General features: G+C 43.5%; 27 protein-coding genes. All 27 read left to right on the top strand.

All coding sequences use genetic code 11. From position 1 onward, the window contains the following. Nucleotides 1-29 precede the first annotated feature (29 nt). The gene (gene flxA / locus ACZ41C_RS08960) at nucleotides 30-1,565 is read left to right on the top strand and encodes a flexirubin biosynthesis tyrosine ammonia-lyase FlxA (RefSeq protein WP_464560817.1); all 1,536 of its coding nucleotides are present in this window, start codon (nucleotides 30-32) and stop codon (nucleotides 1,563-1,565) included. Next, nucleotides 1,562-2,683 (top strand): WG repeat-containing protein, encoded by a 1,122-nt coding sequence (locus ACZ41C_RS08955; RefSeq protein ID WP_464560815.1) that lies wholly within the window; start codon nucleotides 1,562-1,564, stop codon nucleotides 2,681-2,683. The genes flxA and ACZ41C_RS08955 overlap by 4 nt, the downstream gene beginning before the upstream one ends. Before the next feature lie 28 nt (nucleotides 2,684-2,711). Continuing rightward, complete coding sequence (gene flxB, locus ACZ41C_RS08950) at nucleotides 2,712-3,443, top strand: flexirubin biosynthesis SDR family reductase FlxB (protein ID WP_464565740.1); 732 nt, start codon at nucleotides 2,712-2,714, stop codon at nucleotides 3,441-3,443. Nucleotides 3,444-3,465: 22 nt separating this feature from the next. Beyond that, the gene (locus tag ACZ41C_RS08945; protein WP_464560813.1) at nucleotides 3,466-4,689 is read left to right on the top strand and encodes a beta-ketoacyl-[acyl-carrier-protein] synthase family protein; all 1,224 of its coding nucleotides are present in this window, start codon (nucleotides 3,466-3,468) and stop codon (nucleotides 4,687-4,689) included. A 4-nt stretch (nucleotides 4,690-4,693) separates the two neighbouring features. Further along, a complete protein-coding gene (locus ACZ41C_RS08940; RefSeq protein WP_138258004.1) occupies nucleotides 4,694-4,936 on the top strand; it encodes an acyl carrier protein in 243 nt (80 codons plus the stop codon). A 120-nt stretch (nucleotides 4,937-5,056) separates the two neighbouring features. Then, nucleotides 5,057-5,944: an LpxL/LpxP family acyltransferase gene (locus ACZ41C_RS08935; RefSeq protein ID WP_464560811.1), complete on the top strand. Its 888-nt coding sequence runs from the start codon at nucleotides 5,057-5,059 to the stop codon at nucleotides 5,942-5,944. After that, nucleotides 5,941-6,867, top strand: a complete 927-nt coding sequence (locus ACZ41C_RS08930) for a flavodoxin family protein (RefSeq protein WP_464560809.1) — start codon at nucleotides 5,941-5,943, stop codon at nucleotides 6,865-6,867. The genes ACZ41C_RS08935 and ACZ41C_RS08930 overlap by 4 nt, the downstream gene beginning before the upstream one ends. Continuing rightward, on the top strand, nucleotides 6,867-8,000 hold the full coding sequence (darB, locus tag ACZ41C_RS08925; protein ID WP_464560807.1) for a dialkylresorcinol biosynthesis protein DarB: 1,134 nt from the start codon (nucleotides 6,867-6,869) through the stop codon (nucleotides 7,998-8,000). The genes ACZ41C_RS08930 and darB overlap by 1 nt, the downstream gene beginning before the upstream one ends. Then, nucleotides 8,001-8,435, top strand: coding sequence for a hotdog family protein (locus ACZ41C_RS08920; RefSeq protein ID WP_464560805.1), 435 nt, complete (start codon nucleotides 8,001-8,003; stop codon nucleotides 8,433-8,435). Nucleotides 8,436-8,440: 5 nt separating this feature from the next. After that, entirely contained in the window at nucleotides 8,441-8,902 is a 462-nt protein-coding gene (locus ACZ41C_RS08915; RefSeq protein ID WP_464560803.1) for a hotdog family protein, read from the top strand. Further along, on the top strand, nucleotides 8,899-9,309 hold the full coding sequence (gene DarG, locus ACZ41C_RS08910; protein ID WP_138257939.1) for a flexirubin biosynthesis protein DarG: 411 nt from the start codon (nucleotides 8,899-8,901) through the stop codon (nucleotides 9,307-9,309). Before ACZ41C_RS08915 ends, DarG begins: the two co-directional genes overlap by 4 nt. Then, nucleotides 9,293-10,300 (top strand): BtrH-related acyltransferase DarH, encoded by a 1,008-nt coding sequence (darH, locus tag ACZ41C_RS08905; protein ID WP_464560801.1) that lies wholly within the window; start codon nucleotides 9,293-9,295, stop codon nucleotides 10,298-10,300. The genes DarG and darH overlap by 17 nt, the downstream gene beginning before the upstream one ends. Before the next feature lie 13 nt (nucleotides 10,301-10,313). Then, complete coding sequence (locus tag ACZ41C_RS08900; RefSeq protein ID WP_464560799.1) at nucleotides 10,314-11,057, top strand: ABC transporter ATP-binding protein; 744 nt, start codon at nucleotides 10,314-10,316, stop codon at nucleotides 11,055-11,057. Further along, nucleotides 11,050-12,315, top strand: a complete 1,266-nt coding sequence (locus ACZ41C_RS08895; RefSeq protein WP_464560797.1) for an ABC transporter permease — start codon at nucleotides 11,050-11,052, stop codon at nucleotides 12,313-12,315. Before ACZ41C_RS08900 ends, ACZ41C_RS08895 begins: the two co-directional genes overlap by 8 nt. Next, entirely contained in the window at nucleotides 12,305-12,742 is a 438-nt protein-coding gene (locus tag ACZ41C_RS08890; protein ID WP_154917433.1) for an acyl-CoA thioesterase, read from the top strand. The genes ACZ41C_RS08895 and ACZ41C_RS08890 overlap by 11 nt, the downstream gene beginning before the upstream one ends. Next, nucleotides 12,735-13,877, top strand: coding sequence for a beta-ketoacyl-[acyl-carrier-protein] synthase family protein (locus ACZ41C_RS08885; RefSeq protein WP_464565680.1), 1,143 nt, complete (start codon nucleotides 12,735-12,737; stop codon nucleotides 13,875-13,877). The genes ACZ41C_RS08890 and ACZ41C_RS08885 overlap by 8 nt, the downstream gene beginning before the upstream one ends. A gap of 59 nt (nucleotides 13,878-13,936) precedes the next feature. Further along, on the top strand, nucleotides 13,937-14,998 hold the full coding sequence (locus ACZ41C_RS08880) for a methyltransferase (RefSeq protein ID WP_125221530.1): 1,062 nt from the start codon (nucleotides 13,937-13,939) through the stop codon (nucleotides 14,996-14,998). Between the two features lie 5 nt (nucleotides 14,999-15,003). Further along, entirely contained in the window at nucleotides 15,004-15,618 is a 615-nt protein-coding gene (locus ACZ41C_RS08875; RefSeq protein ID WP_464565678.1) for a 3-oxoacyl-ACP synthase, read from the top strand. Beyond that, nucleotides 15,608-15,865, top strand: a complete 258-nt coding sequence (locus tag ACZ41C_RS08870) for a phosphopantetheine-binding protein (RefSeq protein WP_138257947.1) — start codon at nucleotides 15,608-15,610, stop codon at nucleotides 15,863-15,865. The genes ACZ41C_RS08875 and ACZ41C_RS08870 overlap by 11 nt, the downstream gene beginning before the upstream one ends. Nucleotides 15,866-15,927: 62 nt before the next feature. Further along, a complete protein-coding gene (locus tag ACZ41C_RS08865) occupies nucleotides 15,928-17,127 on the top strand; it encodes a beta-ketoacyl-[acyl-carrier-protein] synthase family protein (RefSeq protein ID WP_138257948.1) in 1,200 nt (399 codons plus the stop codon). A gap of 90 nt (nucleotides 17,128-17,217) precedes the next feature. Then, the gene (locus ACZ41C_RS08860) at nucleotides 17,218-18,285 is read left to right on the top strand and encodes a beta-ketoacyl synthase N-terminal-like domain-containing protein (protein WP_464565675.1); all 1,068 of its coding nucleotides are present in this window, start codon (nucleotides 17,218-17,220) and stop codon (nucleotides 18,283-18,285) included. Further along, on the top strand, nucleotides 18,279-19,055 hold the full coding sequence (locus tag ACZ41C_RS08855) for a polysaccharide deacetylase family protein (protein WP_464565673.1): 777 nt from the start codon (nucleotides 18,279-18,281) through the stop codon (nucleotides 19,053-19,055). The genes ACZ41C_RS08860 and ACZ41C_RS08855 overlap by 7 nt, the downstream gene beginning before the upstream one ends. Continuing rightward, nucleotides 19,048-19,665, top strand: a complete 618-nt coding sequence (lolA2, locus tag ACZ41C_RS08850; RefSeq protein ID WP_464565671.1) for a flexirubin biosynthesis/transport protein LolA2 — start codon at nucleotides 19,048-19,050, stop codon at nucleotides 19,663-19,665. Before ACZ41C_RS08855 ends, lolA2 begins: the two co-directional genes overlap by 8 nt. Next, complete coding sequence (lolB2, locus tag ACZ41C_RS08845; protein ID WP_464565669.1) at nucleotides 19,646-20,254, top strand: flexirubin biosynthesis protein LolB2; 609 nt, start codon at nucleotides 19,646-19,648, stop codon at nucleotides 20,252-20,254. The genes lolA2 and lolB2 overlap by 20 nt, the downstream gene beginning before the upstream one ends. Further along, a complete protein-coding gene (locus ACZ41C_RS08840) occupies nucleotides 20,251-20,841 on the top strand; it encodes a porin family protein (protein WP_464565664.1) in 591 nt (196 codons plus the stop codon). The genes lolB2 and ACZ41C_RS08840 overlap by 4 nt, the downstream gene beginning before the upstream one ends. Continuing rightward, the gene (locus ACZ41C_RS08835; RefSeq protein ID WP_464565662.1) at nucleotides 20,842-21,210 is read left to right on the top strand and encodes an ApeI family dehydratase; all 369 of its coding nucleotides are present in this window, start codon (nucleotides 20,842-20,844) and stop codon (nucleotides 21,208-21,210) included. Further along, nucleotides 21,210-21,692 carry a hypothetical protein gene (locus ACZ41C_RS08830; protein ID WP_464565660.1) on the top strand — a complete coding sequence of 161 codons (483 nt, stop codon included), beginning with the start codon at nucleotides 21,210-21,212 and terminating at the stop codon, nucleotides 21,690-21,692. The genes ACZ41C_RS08835 and ACZ41C_RS08830 overlap by 1 nt, the downstream gene beginning before the upstream one ends. Nucleotides 21,693-21,759: the final 67 nt, after the last annotated feature.

Below are 21,759 nucleotides of genomic sequence, written 5' to 3'. Positions count from 1 at the left end.
TTATTTAAACCTTATAGAATCAACCATACATGCCAGAAATTAAAGGAAGTCTAGGAATTCAGGATTTTTATGATATTATTTTTGATCAAAAGCCCCTTACGCTTTCCAAGGAGCTTTTGGATACTGTAGAAGAAAGTCATAATTTCTTAAAGAAATTTTCCAAAAACAAGGTCATCTACGGGGTAAATACAGGTTTTGGGCCCATGGCCCAATACAAAATCAAGGATTCCCAGACCCTGGACCTACAGTACAATTTAATACGAAGCCATGCTTCCGGCACGGGAAATCCCATTGAACCAAAATATGTTAGAGCGGCCATGTTGGCCCGTTTAAATACCTTGAGTTTGGGAAATTCCGGGGTTCATGTTTCGGTTATTGAAGTGATGGCAGAATTACTCAACAAAAACATCGTCCCCTTAATTTATGAACATGGCGGTGTTGGAGCTAGCGGTGATTTGGTCCAATTGGCACATTTGGCCCTGGTCTTGATCGGTGAAGGGGAGGTCTTTTACAAAGGGAAAAGAAGACCTACCAGTGAGGTCTTTGAAATGGAGGGCATCAGCCCCATAAAAGTGGCCCTTAGGGAAGGTTTGGGACTTATGAACGGAACCTCAGTAATGACGGGAATTGGTATCGTAAACACGATTTACACCCGGCGCTTGTTGGAATGGGCCATTTCCTGTTCATCGGCCATAAATGAGATCATGCAAGCCTATGACGACCATTTGTCCGAAGCGCTCAACAGCACCAAAAAACACAAAGGCCAACAAGAAATTGCCCGCGCTATGCGGAGTCATTTAAAAGATAGTTCCCTAACGCGCAAGCGCGAACATCACTTGTACAATTCCAGTAGCGAAGTATCGGTCTTTGAGGAAAAGGTCCAAGAATATTATTCCATTCGTTGTGTTCCCCAAATACTGGGGCCTGTTTGGGATACGCTCAACGAAGTGGAACGTATTTTAATCGAGGAAGTAAATTCCGCCAACGACAACCCCATTGTGGATGTGAAAAAGAAACATGTATACCACGGCGGAAACTTCCATGGGGATTACGTTTCATTGGAAATGGACAAGTTAAAAATAGTTGTCACTAAGATGAGCATGCTCGCGGAGCGACAACTTAATTATTTGCTAAATTCCAAATTGAACAATATTTTGCCTCCTTTCGTTAATTTAGGTACATTAGGATTAAATTTCGGTATGCAAGGGGTTCAATTTACGGCAACTTCTACCACCGCGGAAAATCAAATGTTGTCCAATCCCATGTATGTTCACAGCATCCCAAATAACAATGACAATCAGGATATTGTGAGTATGGGTACCAATGCCGCCCTTATTACCAAAAAAGTAATCGAAAATGCCTATGAAGTAGTAGCCATAGAAATGATTACGATCGTTCAAGCGATCGAATACCTTGGAGTGGCCGATAAGGTTTCTTCCAAAACCAAAAAAATGTACGATGCGGTTCGTAAGATAGTTCCCCCATTCAAAGAAGATACCGTCATGTATCCTTATGTAAATCAAGTAAAGAGCTATATTATTAACCATCAAAATACGAAATCATGAAACGACTTTTAACACTATTGACCCTATTTTCATTTGTCATTTCTTTTGCCCAAGAATTGGCACTGGTTCGTGAAAACGACCTCTTCGGCTACATTAACAAATCCGGCGAATACGTAATCCAACCGCAATATGAAGGGGCCAAAAGCTTTTCGGAAGGCTTAGCGGCCGTAGAAAAGGACAAATTATGGGGATATATCAATACCAGTGGGGATTGGGCCATAGAACCGATTTACGACAAGGTCAAATATTTCAATTCCGGATATGCCCTGGTTCTAAAAGAGGACCGATGGAGGTACATCGATTCTAGCGGAAAGGAATTGGAAGTTCCTTCCACGGATAAATTCTATGACTTTGAAGATGGCGTGGCCTTTATCCGTCAGGGTGATAAGATAGGTCTCATAGGCACCGATGGAAAAATCGTCCTAGAGCCTACCTATGACGAAATCCAATCCTTTAGGGATGGATATGCGAAGATTCAAAATGGGGAATTATGGGGAATGATAGACAATAAAGGAAAAGTGGTCATCCCAGTTGAGTACGAAGAAATTGGGAATACTTGGAACGAAGCCGGAGTGTATGGCAAAAAAGGTGCCGATTTTGGAATTATTCACAACGGATCGTTCAATGTCATCGCAGGTGCGGATAAAGTGTGGAACTTTCATGGGAACTCCGGTCTAACCTATGCCCGAAAGGATAAGTTGACAGGCTTCGTGAATTCAAAAGGGGAATGGGTGATTCAGCCGATTTATAAGAAAGCAAGAGCATTTTCAAACGGCTTGGCACCTGTGGTAGAAAATAAGGATTGGGGATATATTAACCAAGAGGGAAAAACGGTCATCGATTTCCAATATAAGGACGCTGAAATCTATTCAGAAAACGGGTTTGCCCCAGTCAAAGATAAGGATTGGGGTTTTATAGATACCAAGGGAAACCTTATTATCCCAATGGAATATGACATCACCGCGGGATTCGCCTTTTTGGCCGGCAACAACGACAAGGGATTCTTAGGGGATTTCGCCCGAATAAAATCAAAAGAAGGATGGGGCTTTTTCAACACGAAAGGAGAGCTTTTGGGCAACAAATGGTACCAAAATGCGGAGCCATTCGTAAAAAATTAATGCTTGTTATTTAATGGGAGCCGAAAAAATCAAATATGCCTTGGTCACAGGTGGATCTAGGGGAATAGGAAGGGCCGTTTGTATTCAATTGGCAAAGGATTTGGAGTATAACCTTTTGATAAATTACAACAGTAACAAAAAAGCCGCTCAAGAAACATTGACTATGGTAGAGGAAGTAGGCGGCTCAGGGCAAATCCTGCAATTTAACGTAACCGATTCCGAGGGTGTCAAAAACGCCTTGGACGAATGGCATGAAAAAAATAAAAATGCCATCATCGAGGTATTGGTCAATAATGCGGGTATAAAAAAAGACGGACTCTTCATGTGGATGCCGATGGAGGATTGGTCATCGGTTATAAACACCAGTCTTAACGGATTTTACAACGTGACCAATGCACTTATCCAAAAACTACTTACCAATAGATATGGCAGGATCATCAATATCGTATCCGTATCCGGACTCAAGGGAACCCCGGGCCAGACAAATTATTCCGCCGCCAAGAGTGCCGTTATTGGAGCTACAAAAGCCTTGGCACAGGAAGTTGCCAAGAGAAAAATCACCGTAAATGCAGTTGCCCCTGGGTTTATCGAAACTGATATGACCGAGGAATTGGACGAAGCGGAGCTTAAAAAAATGATTCCTGTTAACAGATTTGGCAAGGCCGAGGAAGTTGCCCATGTCGTGTCATTTTTAGCTTCGGACAAAACATCCTATATTACGGGCGAAGTAATCAATATAAACGGAGGTATCTATTCCTGATGAACTGAAAACGCAGAGGCAGATGAAGCGAGTCGTAATTACGGGTATGGGCATATATTCCTGTATAGGAAAGAATCTGGATGAAGTCAAGGAGTCCCTGTACCAAGGAAAATCCGGAATTGGTATCGACCCCGTTCGAACCGAGTTTGGCTTTAGATCTCCCCTCACCGGTATTTTGGAAGATCCCGATCTAAAAATGATGCTCTCCCGAAGACAGCGAATCAGCATGGGCGAGGAAAGCAGGTATGCCTACGTCGCCACGGTCGAGGCCATGCAGAACGCTGGAATCACGGAAGACTTTTTTGAGAAGAATGAAGTTGGAATCATTTTTGGAAACGATAGCACGGCACTGTCCGTGGTGGAATCCGTGGACACCATAAAAGAGAAAAAAGATACAACGCTTGTAGGATCGGGTGCCATTTTTAAGGCCATGAACTCTACGGTAACCATGAACCTTTCCACCATTTTTAAATTGAGGGGGATAAATCTAACCCTAAGCGCAGCCTGTGCCAGTGGTTCGCATTCCATTGGATTGGCCTATCATTTGATTAAAAGCGGGCTGCAAGATTGTATAATCGCCGGGGGAGCACAAGAAACCAACCACATTTCTATGGCAAGTTTTGACGGTTTGGGTGTTTTTGGTTTGCGGGATGACGACCCTACCAAGGCCTCCAGACCTTTTGACCAAGACAGAAATGGACTCATTCCCAGTGGTGGTGCAGCCACCCTTATCCTGGAAAGTTTTGAGAGTGCCGTAAGAAGAGGTGCCCCTATTTTAGGTGAGGTCATTGGTTATGGCTTTTCTTCCAATGGGGACCACATATCCACTCCCAATGTAGACGGCCCATCCAGGGCCATGCAAAAGGCCCTAAAGGATGCCAACATCGATGCGGCTGCCATTGATTATATAAATGCCCATGCGACCTCAACGCCTGTAGGGGATGCCAACGAAGCAAAGGCGCTCTATGAAGTATTTGGTCAAAGTAACCCTTTGATAAGTTCCACAAAATCCATGACGGGACACGAATGTTGGATGGCCGGGGCCAGTGAAGTTCTTTATTCCATGTTGATGATGCGGCACAGCTTCGTGGCTCCAAACATTAACCTTGAAAATCCCGATGAAGTCTCGGCAAAACTTAACTTGGCCAACAAAACCATAGATAAAAAAATTGATGTATTTTTGTCCAATTCATTTGGATTTGGCGGTACAAACTCCGCACTTATCGTAAAAAATGTTGACCGATAAAATGATGACCAAACAAACCATTATCAAGAAGATAAACGACTTTTTGATAGAAGATTTTGAAGTAGAGGAGGAAGCATTGGAACCCAATGCAAACCTAAAGGATACGATTGGCCTGGACAGCTTGGATTTTGTGGACTTGGTGGTCGCCGTGGAAAGCAATTTTGGAGTGAAATTGGTTGGTGAGGATTTTGTCAACGTTGTGACCCTTCAGGATTTCTACAACCTTATAGAACGAAAACTGGATTAGCAAACTACCTCCGGGCTCGCCCCGGAGGCATTCATATGAAACCGAACCTCAATTTTGCGGCAAGCCAAGGGATATCAAATTCTTCGGCGGAGCCGATAAAATCCCAAAGAAGATAGAGACATGGCGACGGAGTGGGAAGGAAAATCTAAAGGTACCGTCCTAGGCTATAAGCTATATATCTTTTTCCTAAACACTTTTGGAATTGGCACGGCCTATTTTATTCTGAGGTTTGTAGTCCTGTATTATTTCCTATTCTCCTTTAGTAGCTCCAAGTCCATTTTCTATTATTTCAATGGAAGACTCAAATACACCGGGTTAAAAAGTATTGCCGCCATTTACAAAAGCTATTACATGCTGGGCAAGGTGTTGACGGACAGGGTCGCCATTTCTACAAAATTCAGGGACAGATATCAATATACCCATGACGGAATGGAGCATATTGATGAGTTGCTTAAACAAAACAAGGGTGGTATCTTAATAAGCGGACATATTGGAAACTTTGAGGTTTCCCATTATTTTTTGGAGGATCGTTATTCCATTTCAAAGATTTTCATGGTGACCACACATGCGGAACATGAGAATATAAAAGAGTATATGGACGGCATTGTATCAAAATCCTCCATGGAGTTTATTGTGGTCCAAGAAGATATGTCGCACATCTTTGAAATACACAATGCCCTGGCACAGGGTGGTCTGGTCGTTTTTACGGGAGACAGATACCTTCCAGGCACCAAGACCCTAAAACAGGAATTCTTGGGTGCCGAAGCTGAATTTCCATTGGGCCCCTATCTTTTGGCCACCCGTTTAAAGGTGCCCGTACTGTTCGTGTATGTCCTGAAAGGCCCAAAAAAAGAATACCATCTTTACGCAAAACAAGCGGTTGCCAAGGCACGGGATCCACAAGCCTTACTAAGTGAATTCACCCAAAGCATGGAATGGATTTTAGTAAGGTATCCCTATCAATGGTTCAATTATTTTGACTTTTGGAAAGACAGTCTAAAGAAATGAAGGAAGTTTTAATTATATATTATTCCCAGACCGGACAGTTATTGACCATACTGGAAAATATCGCAAGAAACATACAAGGCGATAACGTTCGTATTTCCTATTATGAAGTAGTGCCGAAACCAGCATACGACTTTCCCTGGAAGAAGGAAAAATTCTATGATAGCTTTCCTGAATCTTTCCTTCAGATTCCAACCGATTTTGAATCTCCATCCAAAACGATCTTGGACAAAAAGTACGATTTGGTGATTTTAGGCTATCCGGTCTGGTATCTGACCCCATCGATTCCCATAAACTCCTTTCTAAAATCGGCCGATGCAAAATTACTTCTTAAGGACACCCCAGTGGTTACGGTGGTGGCCTGTAGAAATATGTGGATCATGGCCCAAGAAAAAATGAAGAAGCTGCTGCTTGATGTAGGGGCGAAGTTGGTGGGGCATATCGCCCTTGTAGATAGAAATATCAATCATATCAGTGTGATCACCATTGCACATTGGATGTTTTCAGGCAGAAAGGACCGGTATTTGGGTATTTTTCCAAAACCCGGGGTATCTGATAAGGACATTAAAGAAGCGGAGCGGTTTGGGGCTCCCATTAAGCAAGCCCTGCTTTCCAATAATTATGACGCCCTTCAAAATGAAATTTTAGCCCTGAACGGAGTTAGGGTAAATCCCTTTCTCATCATGACCGATAAAAGGGGAAACGTACTTTTTTCCAAATGGGCGAACCACATTATCAGGAAAGGAGAACCCGGAAATCCCAAACGCCTCAAATGGATTGGTTTCTTCAAAATTTATTTGTTATTTGCTATTTGGGTCATAGCCCCTATAGTTTTTGTCGTATTTTTGCTGACTTATTTGCCGAGCTATAAACGAAGGAAAAGGGATAAAATCTATTATTCCTCGGTTGCGTTAAAAGAGAATTGATGAAGGACGTATTTATAACTAAAATTGCCAAATTTTTACCCAATAAACCCGTATCCAATGAGGAAATGGAGAAAAAACTGGGAGTTATAGACGGAAAGGCCTCCAAAGCTCGCCGTATCGTCCTACGCAACAATCAAATAAAACAACGGTATTATGCCATTGATGAACATGGCAATACGACCCATAACAATGCACAACTGACCAAAGAGGTGGTGGAGAAACTGTGTGATGAGAGTTTTACCACCAAGGACATTCAACTATTGTCCTGTGGCACCTCCAGTCCCGATCAAATATTGCCGTCGCATGCGGCCATGGTGCACGGGTATTTGAAAAATGGCAACATGGAAATCAATTCGCCTTCCGGGGCATGTTGTTCCGGAATGAATGCCTTAAAGTACGGATATCTTTCCGTAATGACAGGACAAGTGGAAAATGCCGTATGTGCCGGTTCCGAACGTACCTCATCCTGGATGACCAACGATATTTTTGAAAACGAGGTCACCCATTTAAAGGAATTGGAGGACAATCCCATGTTGGCCTTTAACAAGGAATTCCTTAGATGGATGCTCTCCGATGGGGCGGGCGCCGTCTTATTGGAAAGTAAGCCAAAAGGACCCAATCCCCTGAAAATCGAATGGATGGAGGGTTACTCGTATGCGTTCGAAATGGATGCATGTATGTACGCTGGCGCCGAAAAAACCGAGGATGGCAATCTAAAACCCTGGAGTGAATATCCCGCAGAGGATTGGGGAAAGATGTCCCTATTTGCCATGAAACAGGACACCCGTTTATTGGGCGCCAACATCTTGGTCAAAGGAGTGGACAGCCTAAAACAAGCGTATGAAAAACATGGCATAGGCCCAGGGGACGTAGACTATTATTTGCCCCACATCTCCTCGTATTATTTTAAGGAAGGCCTGTACAAGGAAATGGAAAATCAAGGGATACCCATGCCATGGGAAAAATGGTTTTTGAACCTTGAGCGGGTAGGCAATGTGGGTGCCGCTTCCATTTATGTGATGCTGGAAGAGCTTGTAGCATCGGGAAACTTGAAAAAAGGGGACAGAATTTTGCTTCATGTTCCGGAAAGTGCCCGATTTTCCTACATGTACGCTTATTTAACCGTCTATTAGATGGAACGATTGCAACCCCCAATTACCGATTCGGAATTCATCATCGAACTGATACCCCAAAAAAATCCGTTTGTAATGGTCGATACGTTGCACCATTTTTCAGAATATAAAATTGTATCGGGACTGACCGTAAAAAGCGAAAACCTTTTCTGTGTCGATGCACTATTTTTGGAGCCTGGGCTGATCGAGAATATGGCCCAAACCGTGGCCATGCACAAAGGCTATACCTACTATTTAAAAAATAAACCTGCTCCTGTAGGATACATAGGCGCCATTAAAAAAGCCGAAATTTTCGAATTGCCCAAATTGGGTTCGGAATTGGTTACAACGGTTACGATTCTTCATGATATCATGGGTGTTACCTTGGTGGAGGCAAAAGTCGAATGTGGCGAAAGAGTGATCGCAACCAGTGAAATTAAAACCGCTTTGGCATAAATCCAATGGAAAGGGACGGGCAAAAAATAGACATTCGGAAGTTCTTGCCCCATAGGCCTCCCATGCTTTTGGTAACCGATATGCCCTTTGTGGACAGTACTTCCGTAATTACGGAATTCAACATACAGCCGCACTGCATTTTTTTGGAAAACGGATACTTTACCGAAGCTGGACTCATTGAAAACGCCGCCCAAACCTGTTCCGCGATCGTTGGCCAAAGTTTTTACGACGTAAAGGATTTTGAAGGTACGAGCAATGACCTCATCGGCTATATAAGTGCCATAAAAAAAGTTCGTATTTATGAACTACCCAAAGTACATGAGGTTCTGGTTACAAAGGCACAGCTCTTGTCACGGTACGACCTTAACGGGGTAAGCATTTGCACGATGAGCTCCAGCACTTTTAGAAATGACGATTTAATTGTAGATTGTACGTTGAACTGTTTGATCCAAGAAGTACACGTATGAAGAAAGAAGATGTGCCGCAGGACGAAAGTAACCTGGCATCTGCCAATTTCAGGGAAATGGTCTATGCAGTGGACGAAGATGGCAAATACACGACTTCACTGAGCACTGGCTGGGATCCCAAAAAAATTGCCTTGGACAACGCCATTAAGGAAATAGAAGAGCGTGTGGCACATGCAAAGAGTCGGGTTCTGAACCATGAAACGAGTCCCATTGAATATTATATGGAAGTCCATAAAATGGATCTTCCCGTGCTGGCAAGCTATATGGGCCTTTGGCAATGGCGCGTAAAAAGACACTTTAAACCATCGGTATTTAAAAAATTAAGCCAAAAGACGTTACAGAAATATGCCGATGTATTCGATATCAGTATTGAACAATTGAAATCCATTGATGACGGAAAATCTTAAAATAGACTTTACCCACAATCAGTCCGCACATTGTGAAAACGGCGTGGTTTCAAACCTCATGAAGCACAACGGTTTCCAAATAAGCGAGCCAATGGTCTTTGGCATAGGTTCTGGATTGCTTTTTAGTTACCTCCCTTTTTTAAAGGTCAACTATGCCCCCGTGTTCACCTACCGATCCATGCCAGGGTTCATATTCAATAGGTTTGCCAAACGGACAGGCATAAAAATGAAACGGGAAAAGTTCAATAATCCAAAAAAGGCGCAGGAACGTCTGGACCAGAATTTGGCAAAGAACAATCCGGTAGGTCTTCAGGTAGGTGTGTACAATCTGGTGTATTTTCCAGATGAGTACCGTTTCCATTTCAATGCCCATAATATGGTCGTGTACGGCAAACACGGAGACCGGTATTTGATCAGTGACCCCGTAATGGAAGAGGTTACCAGCCTATCGAGTAAGGAGCTGGAAAAGGTACGCTTTGCCAAAGGCGCATTTGCGCCCAAAGGACATATGTACTACCCTATTTCTTTTCCGGAGAAACTGGAACTAAAAAGCGCCATTGTAAAGGGCATCAAACAGACGGCCCGGGATATGACGGCCCCCGTGCCCATTGTGGGCGTAAAGGCCATGCGGTGGGTAGCCAAAAACATTCGTAAATGGCCCAAAAAACTGGGGCCTAAAAAAGCGAACCATTATTTGGGCCAAATCGTGCGTATGCAGGAGGAAATTGGTACGGGCGGTGGCGGATTTAGGTACATTTATGCTGCATTCTTACAAGAGGCCAGTGTTTTACTGGAAAATCCCAAACTCATGGAGCTTTCCAAGGAGATGACTTCTATAGGTGACGCTTGGCGCGGTTTTGCGGTGGACGCCTCACGGATCTATAAAAACCGAAACGCGGAAAGTAACGGCTATGAAGATGTGGCCATCCAATTGGAAGCACTTGCAGACAGGGAAGAACATTTTTTCAAAACCTTGAAGAAAGCCGTATAAGCCGCCTTACCCCATGATTCAAATAGACCAACTTTCCAAAAAATACAAGAAGGCGGAACAGTACTCCCTTCTGGAGTTGGACCTGAACATCCAAACAGGGGAAATATTTGGACTGCTGGGTCCTAACGGCGCCGGTAAGACCACCCTTATTTCCATACTCAGCGGTTTGATAAGGCCCACTTCCGGTTCGTTCAAGATAGACGGACTTGATTATGCCGCAAACAAAAAGGAACTGAAACAACTGATCGGTATCGTGCCCCAGGAATATGCCCTCTACCCCAGTCTTACGGCGTACGAAAACCTCTATTATTTTGGAAGTATGTTCGGGTTAAAAGGACCCTCGTTCAAAACTTCCATACAGGAACACTTGGAAATTTTGGGACTCGAAAAATTCGCCCATAAAAAAATAAAGGGTTTTTCAGGTGGTATGAAACGAAGGATCAACCTAATTGCCAGTATCCTTCACCGTCCCAAAGTACTGTTTTTGGACGAACCAACGGTTGGGGTGGACGTTCAGTCCAAGTCGGTCATTATCGAATACTTGAAGGAACTGAATGCCCGTGGAACGACCATTATTTATACATCGCACCATTTGAACGAAGCCGAAACCTTTTGTACCAAAGTGGGTATCATAGACCATGGCAAGCTATTATGTTTGGGTACGCCCAAGGAATTGATCCAAAACGAACAAGGTGCGGAACACCTGGAAGAGGTTTTCTTGGCCCAAACTGGTAAAGCCCTTCGCGATTATGCATAAACTCTGGGTATCGGCAAAAAAGGAGTTTTGGTTGCTCACCAGGGATATGGGCGGCCTGGCCGTTTTGTTCCTGATGCCATTGCTTTTGGTCGTTACCATCACGCTGATACAGGACAATACCTTTAAGACCATTCAGGAAAACAAGATACCTATTCTTCTGGTAGATTTGGACAAAGGCGAAGTCTCGGACCAGGTTGGAAACAACCTAATGGAGTCCCGTATTTTTGAAATCGTTAGGGAAGAAAGTGAGGAACAAGCTCAGAACCTGGTACAAAAAGGAGAATATCAATTGGCCATTATCCTACCCAAACACCTGACGCGGGATTTACATCTGAAAATAGACCAAAACGTATCTGGAATATTGGCCCAATTTGGGGTTGAAGAAACACAGGATGGTCAAGAACTAAAAATCGAAAAAAAGGAAATTAGGCTCTACTTTGATCCCGCCACCCAACAATCGTTTAAAAGCTCGGTGCGGAACAACATTGATAAAATGATTTCCCAAATAGAGAGCAAATCCATTTACAAGGCCTTCCAAGAGGAGTTAGGCGAAGAAGAGGACAGTCCCATTTTTGATACGGAAAGTTTTATTTCCTTCACGGAGATCGTTCCGAATACTAACAAAAAAGAGGGAATTCCCAATTCCACACAGCACAATATTCCGGCCTGGACCCTGTTCGCCATCTTCTTTATCATTTTGCCCTTATCCATCAATATTGTACACGAAAAAAATCAAGGGACTTTTATTAGGCTTAAAACCCAGCCCGTTCCTTATGCCACGGTGTTGGGCGGCAAGGCCCTTGTCTTTGTGGTCGTTTCCCTCCTCCAATTTATATTGATGTTATTGTTGGGGGTATACCTATTTCCCGTAATAGGACTTCCAAAACTGGAAGTCGCGGGAAGAATTCCGCTGTTGATGATCGTTGCGTTTTTTGCAGGGCTGGCGGCCATTGGTTTGGGACTGCTGTTGGGAACCGTTGCCAGGTCCCAGGAGCAATCGGCTCCCTTTGGGGCAACCTTTGTGGTGATTCTCGCGGCCATTGGCGGGGTTTGGGTGCCCGTTTTTGCCATGCCCCATTTCATGCAGCTGCTCTCAAAACTGTCCCCAATGAACTGGGGACTGAATGCCTTTTATGATGTATTTTTGAGAAATGTTGGGTTTGGGGAAATCCTTCTGGAAATAATCGCCCTTTTCCTATTTTTCATTGCAACAACGGTTGTGGCCATAATTTATAACGAAAGAAAAAATGCCGTCTAACAGTTCCAAGGAAATCAGTTTTACCAGCAAGGTACGTGTGCGTTTTACCGAAACCGACCCATTGGGTATTGTTTGGCACGGAAACTACATTCAATATTTTGAGGATGGGCGTGAAGCTTTTGGGAGGCATCACGGTATTTCCTATTTGGATCAGCAAAAGCATAATTTTTCATCCCCTATTGTTAAATCGACCTGTGAACACAAACTTCCCCTTCGCTATGGCGATGTTGCCGAAATTAGGACGACCTACGTGGATTCTGCCGCTGCCAAGATGATATTCAGGTACGAAATCATGAATCCCGAAGGAAAAGTGGTATGCACCGGGGAAACCGTACAGGTTTTTGTGGAACTCCAAGGGGAACTTTCCTTGGTCATTCCCGATTTTTTTAAGGAGTGGAAGAAAAAAGTAGGTTTATTGGATGGATAACGTTTACCTATCACATAACAACATCGTTTCTTCCTTAGGTTTTGATAGTACCACGGTTATCGATAGTATCGAAAAAGGAAACTGCGGGTTATCGGTCTATGAGGACAACAAGGTATTGCATGTGCCCTTTTGTTCCTCACGGATAGCCCCAAAGGAGCTTCAAAAACGATATGAAAACCTCAATCCCAACACGGAACACACCCGTTTGGAGAAAATGATGTTGGTTTCCCTTGCGGACACGCTAGAAAAATCAAAAATAGGATTGGACGAAAGAACGGGACTACTTATTTCCACCACCAAAGGAAACATAGACGTTCTGGAGGAGGACAGTAATTTTGCGGAATCCAGGGCCTATCTTGCCGAATTGGGCGAACAGGTTCAGAAATTCTTCGGATTTAAAAACAAGGCCATCATTGTTTCCAATGCCTGTGTTTCCGGGGTTCTGTCAATTGCCGTAGCCAAAAGGCTGATTAAACAAGGTAGGTACGACCGCATTCTTGTGGTGGCTGGAGATTTGGTAACCCAGTTCATACTTTCTGGGTTCAATGCTTTTCAAGCCTTAAGCTTGGAACCCTGTAGACCGTACTGCAATTCCCGGACCGGCATCAATATCGGAGAGGTGGCGGCAAGTGTTTTGGTGACCAAAAACCCGAAGGAACTTGCGCCGGAATCTGTTCAAATCATGGGGGAGGCATCCTGTAACGATGCCAACCACATCTCGGGTCCTTCCCGTACCGGTGAAGGGCTTTACAGGTGCATTGAAAATGCCGTATTACAATCGGGCATGGAAAAAAATGATATCGATTATATTTCCGGGCATGGTACGGCCACGATGTTCAATGACGAAATGGAGTCGATCGCCTTTGAACGTGCCGGCCTATCCAAAACACCCGTAAACAGTCTAAAAAGCTACTTTGGGCACACCTTGGGCGCATCGGGCCTACTGGAATCCATCATCGGCATGCATTCCCTACATAGAAACACCTTGTTCGCCTCCCTTGGTTTTGAGGAACTGGGTGTCTCAAGGCCCATGAACATTATCAAAGAAACAACCAAAAAGGAACTAAACGTATTCCTGAAAACCGCCTCGGGGTTTGGCGGTTCAAACACCGCGGTTATCTTTAAAAAGGTATAAACTTTGTTATTATCGTGTGGGGTATTAAATTCGCCTTTTTCAATCCTTGATTTTAAGAAATGCCAAAAAAATATATTAAGGCCATTGATGCACTGCAGGAGGCACAGAAAATAGCTTTTGCCCCTTTCGTTTTCCAGACCACGGTTTCCTTGAAAAATTTAGGGGTTTTTGACTTTATATTTCAAAACGTAGCCAAAGGCGGGGTCACCCTTACCGAAATTTGCGAGGAACTCTCCATTAGCGAGTATGGCCTGAGCGTACTCTTGGAAATGGCCGAAAGTGCCAACATTGTCTCCATGGACGAACGCGGAAGGTATGAGCTCACCAAAATTGGTTATTTCTTAAATTACAACCCTATGACCCAGGTGAACATGAATTTCACTCAAGATGTTTGTTACAAGGGACTTTTCCACTTAGAGGAAGCCATTCGGGAAGGCAAACCTGCCGGACTCAAGGAATTGGGAAATTGGCCCACCATTTACGAGGGACTTTCCCAATTGAAACCTGAAATTCAGAAGTCATGGTTCGCTTTTGATCACTTCTATTCCGATGGTATTTTTGAGGAAGCGCTAAAAATCGTCTTTAGGCACCAACCAAAACTGTTGTTCGATATTGGCGGAAACACCGGAAAATTTGCCATCCAATGTTGTGCTTACAATGAAGAGGTAAACGTGCATATTTTCGATTTACCTGGACAATTAAAGGTAGCCTTGAAGAATACCGCGGATCAAGGTTTTGGGGATAGGGTCCAAGGAAGTGAAATCGATTGGCTTTCAGAAAATCCTCAAATTCCCATGGGTGCGGATACCATTTGGATGAGCCAATTCTTGGATTGCTTCTCAAAAGAGGAAATCCTAAAAATTTTGAAAACAGCGGCGAATGCCATGGAATCCCAAACGGAATTGATCATTATTGAGACCTATACGGACCGACAAAAATTCGAGAACGCCAAATTCACCTTGGAAGCCACGTCCCTCTACTTTACCGCTTTGGCCAACGGAAACAGCAAAATGTACAAGGCCACGGAACTTATGGAACTTGCCGAAGCCGCCGGTTTGGAATTGAAGAATGATATAAGTTTGGGCGAATTCCACACGTTATTCGTCTGCAAAAAGAAATAATTTTATTGGAGAACCGGTATTACATAGAATCCTTTAGCCACGTAAACAATGGCATCGTTTCCGTTAACGGTACGCCCGTATTCAAAACCTTGGAAACCGATTTTAAATCGGTCATGAAATTGGCCTACAAACAGTTGATCGTGGATTATCCCAAGTTCTTTAAAATGGACAACCTGAGTAAACTGGGACTTTTGGCCGCGAATGTGTTATTGAGGGAAGAATCGGAAAAAAATATCGCCATGGTATTCTCCAATAGGGCTTCCAGTTTGGATACGGACCGTGGGTACCAAGACTCCATAAAGGATGCCACCCAGTACTATCCCAGCCCCGCCGTTTTCGTATATACCTTGGCCAATATCTGTATGGGCGAAATCAGTATCAAGCACAAAATTCATTCGGAGAACTGTTTCTTTGTCATGGACGAATTCAGTCCTGAAACCCTGAGTTCCTATTCTGCGGAATTGATGGATGAAAACAAGGCCGAAAAGGTATTATGTGGGTGGGTAGATGTGGATAATGAAAAATATGATGCATTTTTGTATGTTGTAGCGAAGAAAGGTACTTTTGTCCATTCCGATGCTGAAATAAACCGATTATATAAGACGACCCATGAGCAGTGATTTGAAACAAGAATTAAAGGAAAAAATTATAGAGCAGCTGAACCTGGAAGATGTTACCGCAGCTGAAATTGCGGACAACGATCCATTGTTTGGAGACGGTTTGGGACTTGACTCCATTGACGCGTTGGAACTCATCGTAATGCTGGACAAGGATTATGGCATTAAACTGGCAGATCCAAAGGAAGGCCGAAAAATCTTCGAGTCCATAGATACCATGGCCGCTTTCATCAGTGCGAACAAAGCCTAACTTGGTACCCTATCACAGATTTACATACAAGGTGTAATCTGCTATTTGTCTAAATATTTTCAATGAATCAAGGAGTTGCGATTACTGGAATGGGCCTAATTTCCGCTATTGGTAACAATGTTGCGGATAACTTCGCTTCCTTGATTTCTGGCACAACGGGCATTTCCAAAATTAGCCGTATAAAAACGGTCCATGAACATGAAATCATGGTGGGGGAAGTTCTGTTGACCAATGGGGAATTGGAAAAATTACTGGGCCTGCCCGCAGATTCCCATTCGAGGACCCCATTATTGGGGATCATGGCCGCAAAGGAAGCACTGGCACAGGCAGAAATTCAAGATATATCTGAGTACAGAACCGGACTTATATCCGGCACTACGGTAGGGGGCATGGACAAATCCGAGCAATATTTCTATGACTTTTATGAAAGGGACCTCCATTGGAATCATATAAACAGCTTACATGCCGGTGACTCCACACAAAAAATTGCGGATGCCATAGGTCTGACCAAAAGCTTTGTAACCACCATTAGTACGGCCTGTTCCTCCGCCGCCAATGCAATCATGTTGGGGGCCAGAATGATAAAAAGTGGTGAACTGGATCGGGTAATCGTGGGAGGGTCGGACAGTCTTTCAAAGTTTACCATCAACGGTTTTAAGACCTTGATGATCTTATCCGATACGTATAACACTCCCTTTGATGAACACAGAAAAGGGTTGAATCTGGGCGAAGCGGCGGCATTTTTGATTTTGGAATCCGATGCAATCGTTTCAAAGGAAAACAAAAAGGTCTTGGCCTATGTAAAAGGCTATGGCAATGCCAACGACGCCTATCACCAAACCGCTTCCTCGGAAAATGGCGACGGAGCCGTCATGGCAATGGAGAAGGCCCTAAAAGTAGCAGGTATTACTCCAAGCGAGGTGGATTATATCAATGCCCACGGTACGGCAACGCCCAACAACGACCTTTCCGAAGGGAGGGCCTTACTTCGTGTGTTTAAGGAGAACGTTCCGGAATTCAGTTCCACCAAACCCTTTACGGGGCATACCTTGGCAGTAGCGGCGGGTGTAGAGGCCGTTTATTCCGTTTTGTCCATCCAAAACAACGTCATCTATCCCAACCTCAACTTTAAGACGCCCATGACCGAATTTAATTTGGTTCCAGAGACCCAATTAAAGTACAAGGAGATAAAAACGGTACTCTCCAATTCCTTTGGTTTTGGCGGTAACTGTTCTACCCTTATTTTTACCAAAGAGGCATGAAACCCTCATCGAGGGCATTGGTATGGTAAGTGAAATACCCAGGCGAAAGAAAATGTTTAAAAGTCAAGCCAATAAACTAATTTTAAACGCATGAAATTGGAGGTGTATATAAACAGTATCGGATCTGTTTCCGTCCAAAAAACTTTTGATGATTCGGGGTTTTTGGATGAGGTCGTTGATTATGAGGGCACTTCGGTTAAAGCGGTCGACCCCAATTATAGGGACTACATACCTCCAGCTGCGGCTAGAAGAATGGCAAAAGGCTTAAAAATGAGCACCGTAAGCTCCCAAAATGCCCTAAAGGAAGCGGGTCTGGACAATGTGGACGCCATCATCGTAGGTACGGGTCTAGGCTGCTTGGGCGAATCCGAAAAATTTGTGCGGGACTTATTGGATAACGATGAACAATACCTTACCCCTACCCGGTTCATTCAATCTTCCCACAACACCGTAGCGGGCTCCATTGCATTGGATATGGGGTGCAAGGGATACAATTTTACCTACGTGCATTCCAACATATCGTTCGAGTCCAGCCTATGGGACGCCAAGCTACAATTAGAGAACAATGAAGCTGAAAACATATTGGTAGGTGCCGTGGACGAATTGGTAGAACACCATGTAACCACCCATCAATTCATCGATCATATAAAAAAAGAACCCGTTTCCAGGGAACAGGTACTTCGCTCCGGCACCAAGGGCATTGTTTTTGGGGAGGGATCCCACTTTTTTGTACTGTCCAATCAAAAACAGGATACAACCTATTCAAGGCTCATTGCCATGGGAATTTACAATACCCTAAAGAAGGAGGAGGTCTCCGATACAATACTGGGTTTTTTGCATACGAATGGATTGACACTCGAAGATTTGGACGGTGTCATTTTAGGTAACAATGGGGATATAGATTTCGATACGATTTACCAAGACCTTGCAAATGGGATATTTCAAACTATTCCACAATTTGTGTATAAACATCTTTCCGGAGAATATGACACGGCTTCCGGTTTCGGTTTTTGGATGGCCAATAAAATCTTCAAAACCGGTAAGGTTCCAGAGGTCATCCGCTGGAACGATATAAAAGTAAGCCAACCAAAAAGGCTTTTATTATATAACCAATATCGGGGTAAAAACCACAGTCTGGTAGTCCTGGAAAAATGCTAACTCGGAAAACAGTAAATACCATTTTCCTGTTGGGCCTGGTTTTCTCTCTGGTCATTTCCATTTTCAAACCGATTCCGTGGCCCGCTTTCGCCCTATTGATGGCAAGTTGGTTCCTTTTGACACTGGGTGGTTCTTTTTTTATCCGGTGGAACTACCACATGACTTCCTTGAATTCAAATAACGAAATCAATAAACCCCAGGTCGCCATAACCTTTGATGACGGGCCGCATCCGGAATACACGCCAAAGGCGCTTTCCCTCCTAGAAAAGTACAATGCCAAGGCGACCTTTTTCTGCATCGGGAAAAATATTGAAAAACATCCGGAGCTATTTAAGGAGATTATACGGCGGGGACATTCCGTTGGAAACCATACCTTTTCACATGCCAACACTTTTGGTTTTTTTGGAACTGAAAAGGTTATGGAAGAACTTACCCTAACCAACAAACTTGTTGAAGGTATCTCAGGGTTAAAAATGGCCTTGTACCGGCCCGCTTTTGGTGTCACCAATCCAAGTATAGCCAGGGCGGTAAAAAAATTGGGGTTAAAGACCATAGGATGGAACGTGCGTTCCTTGGATACAACCTTTAGAAATGAGGACCAGGTTTTAAAACGGATAACCAGCCGTACCCAAAACGGGGCCATCATCCTACTTCATGATACCAGTGCAAAATCGATCGCCGTTTTGGAACGATTATTGGTATTTTTGGAGGAAAGAAAGTTGCTATCGATCACGGTAGATCAACTGTTCCAAATACGGGCGTATGAATAGAATCCTGGCAATCCTCTTACTATTCTCTTACATTGGTTTCGCACAGACCAGAATGTCCGCTGAAGCGGCAAAATCCTTACAGCAATTGGTGAAACAAAAGGCAGAAGAGACCCAGACCATCACCAGTGATTTTGTACAGTACAAGCATTTGGACTTTTTGTCAAGCGACATCGAATCGACCGGGAAATTGGCTTACAAAAGCCCGGACAATGTGAGTTGGCAATACGTAAAGCCTTTCTCTTACAAGGTAGTTTTTAAGGACCAAAAACTGCTTATCAATGACAACGGTAACAAAAGTAAGCTGGATCTTGGTTCCAACGAACTTTTCAAACAGCTCAACCATTTGATAAGCGCCAGTATTAACGGGAATATGTTCAATGCCGATGATTTTGAAATTGCCTACTTCAAGGAGAACCAGACAAGTTTGGTGCATTTTTTACCCAGGGACCCTCAGTTTTCAGAGTTCATCCAAGCCTTCCACATCACATTTTCGCAAAGAGGGACCGTGGAAGAAGTGAAAATGATCGAACCCAGCGGCGATTACACCAGAATTGTTTTTTCCAATCGGATAGAAAACAAAACCCTACCCGATGCGGTTTTTGACCTTTAGCCTTTTCCTGCTCCTATTCAGCTGTGCCTCGTACCCAAAAAAAATGGGCTACCAACCCACTGCACTTGACACCCTGGAAATAATGAACCCCTATTTCTCGAATGTACAAAAGGATTACGTCTACAAGGCGAACATCATTGTTTTCGAGAATAACTTCGGAGGGATCTTGGTCCTAAAAAAGTTGGCAGATCAAACCCATAGAATTGCCTTTACTACGGAACTTGGGAACACGATTTTTGATTTTACCCTTAGCGGGACCGACTTTAAAGTGAACCGCATCCTAAAGGAAATGGACCGTAAAATCCTTTTAAGTATCCTGGAACAGGATTTTAGAAGCTTGATCCAGGAAGAAATTGTACCATTGAATACCTACACGAAGAACGACAGCGAACTGACAAAGACCAAAATAGGTTCCAAAACACATTTCTACACGTTCAATAACGATATCCTTACCAACATTACACGGGTGGGAAACGAAAAGGAAAAAGTGGTCATCACATTCTCAGAGATCGATGACCGTGTGGCAAGACAAATTGTAATTTCGCACAAAACAATGAAACTTACCATATATTTACAAGCAATCAAATGAAGAAGTCCATAACATTCCTGTTTTTGTTTGCATGTACCTTTCCCTATTTTTTAGGAGCTCAGGTAGCTCCCGGCATCAAAATGGGCTACAACGAAAGCACCATTAGCAAAACAAGGCTGGAACCAAAATCGGGATTATATATTGGTGGATTTCTGGACATTCCCATTACGAAGTTGTATACCATTCAACCGGAAGTTTTTTACTCCTCCCAGGGAGGAAAATCGTTGAGCGCGGATTATGGCGATGTTCGGATCCATTATTTGTCCATTATGGGAGCTAATAAATTCTATGTGGGCCAGAACAAAGGGTTTCATTTTAATCTTGGCCTGGGATTGGACGTCAACTTAAAAAATAATTTTGTGAACTTGTTCAATGGAGAGGCCGATGGAGAAATATCACCTTTTGATGTTGTGGTCTTTGGCGGTATGGGATATGAATTCAATTTTGGACTTACATTGGAGGCGCGGTATAAACAAGGAACCGTAAGTGTGGACTTTTTTGGCGCAGATGACCTTTACGAGGAAGCAGGAAGCAACTTGAACGGTGTTCTTCAAATTGGCGCCTCTTATAAATTTAAAACCAAGTAAATGCTGTTAGAAGGATTGTACGAGATTCAGGAATTTAATTACACGGAACCGTATGTGAAGGCCACGGTTAAACTTAACAAGGAACATGAAATCTTTGAAGGCCATTTTCCCGGCCATCCGGTATTGCCCGGGGTCTGTGTGATACAGATAATAAAGGAGCTCACGGAGAAATCCCTTGAAAAAAAATTATTACTGTCCGTTGCTTCCAATGTCAAGTTCATGACCGTTATCAATCCAGAAAAGAATGACACCGTCCAATTTAAAATTGAACTTTCCCAGTCAGATGACGAGGTCAAGATCAAAAATACGGTCAGCTTTGAGGACACCCTGGCACTAAAATTGAACGCAAGTTTTAAAATTAGGGCCTAATGAAGATGTTGTTGCTTGGTTTTCTGAGTTTTATAGCCTACTCCACATCCTTGGATGAGGTACGCAGCTTGTATCCAAAGGCCAAGGACGATGCCTCCATAACGAACACCCTCGCTGAAAAACTATCTGGCATTTCCCAAGATGATGACATAGAACTTTATGGATATAAAGGAGCCGTTTTGACTTTAAAGGCCAATCGTGCCAAAGCCGTCAAGGATAAAAAAGGGTTTTTTAAGGAAGGTGTAAGCATCTTGGAGGCCGCCATCGCTTCAGAACCTGGGAACATTGAACTTCGTTTCATCCGGTTGAGCGTTCAGGAAAATGCTCCCAAGATTGTAAAGTATAACGATGCTATCGATTCCGATAAGGGTTTTATCCTAGACCACTTTACAGAAATTAGGGATGGTTCCCTGAAAAAAATGATCCGTAACTATATTCAGGGTTCAAAGGTATTTACCGATGAGGAGAAGTCGGCCCTGTAGACCTATTTGATTGTGTATCTTTACGAAGATTTTAGGCCCAAAAACCTATAAGCCCGTGCCAAACCAA

The organism is Maribacter sp. C-4077 (assembly GCF_055378385.1).
This window is presented reverse-complemented; position numbering and strand designations above follow the sequence as displayed.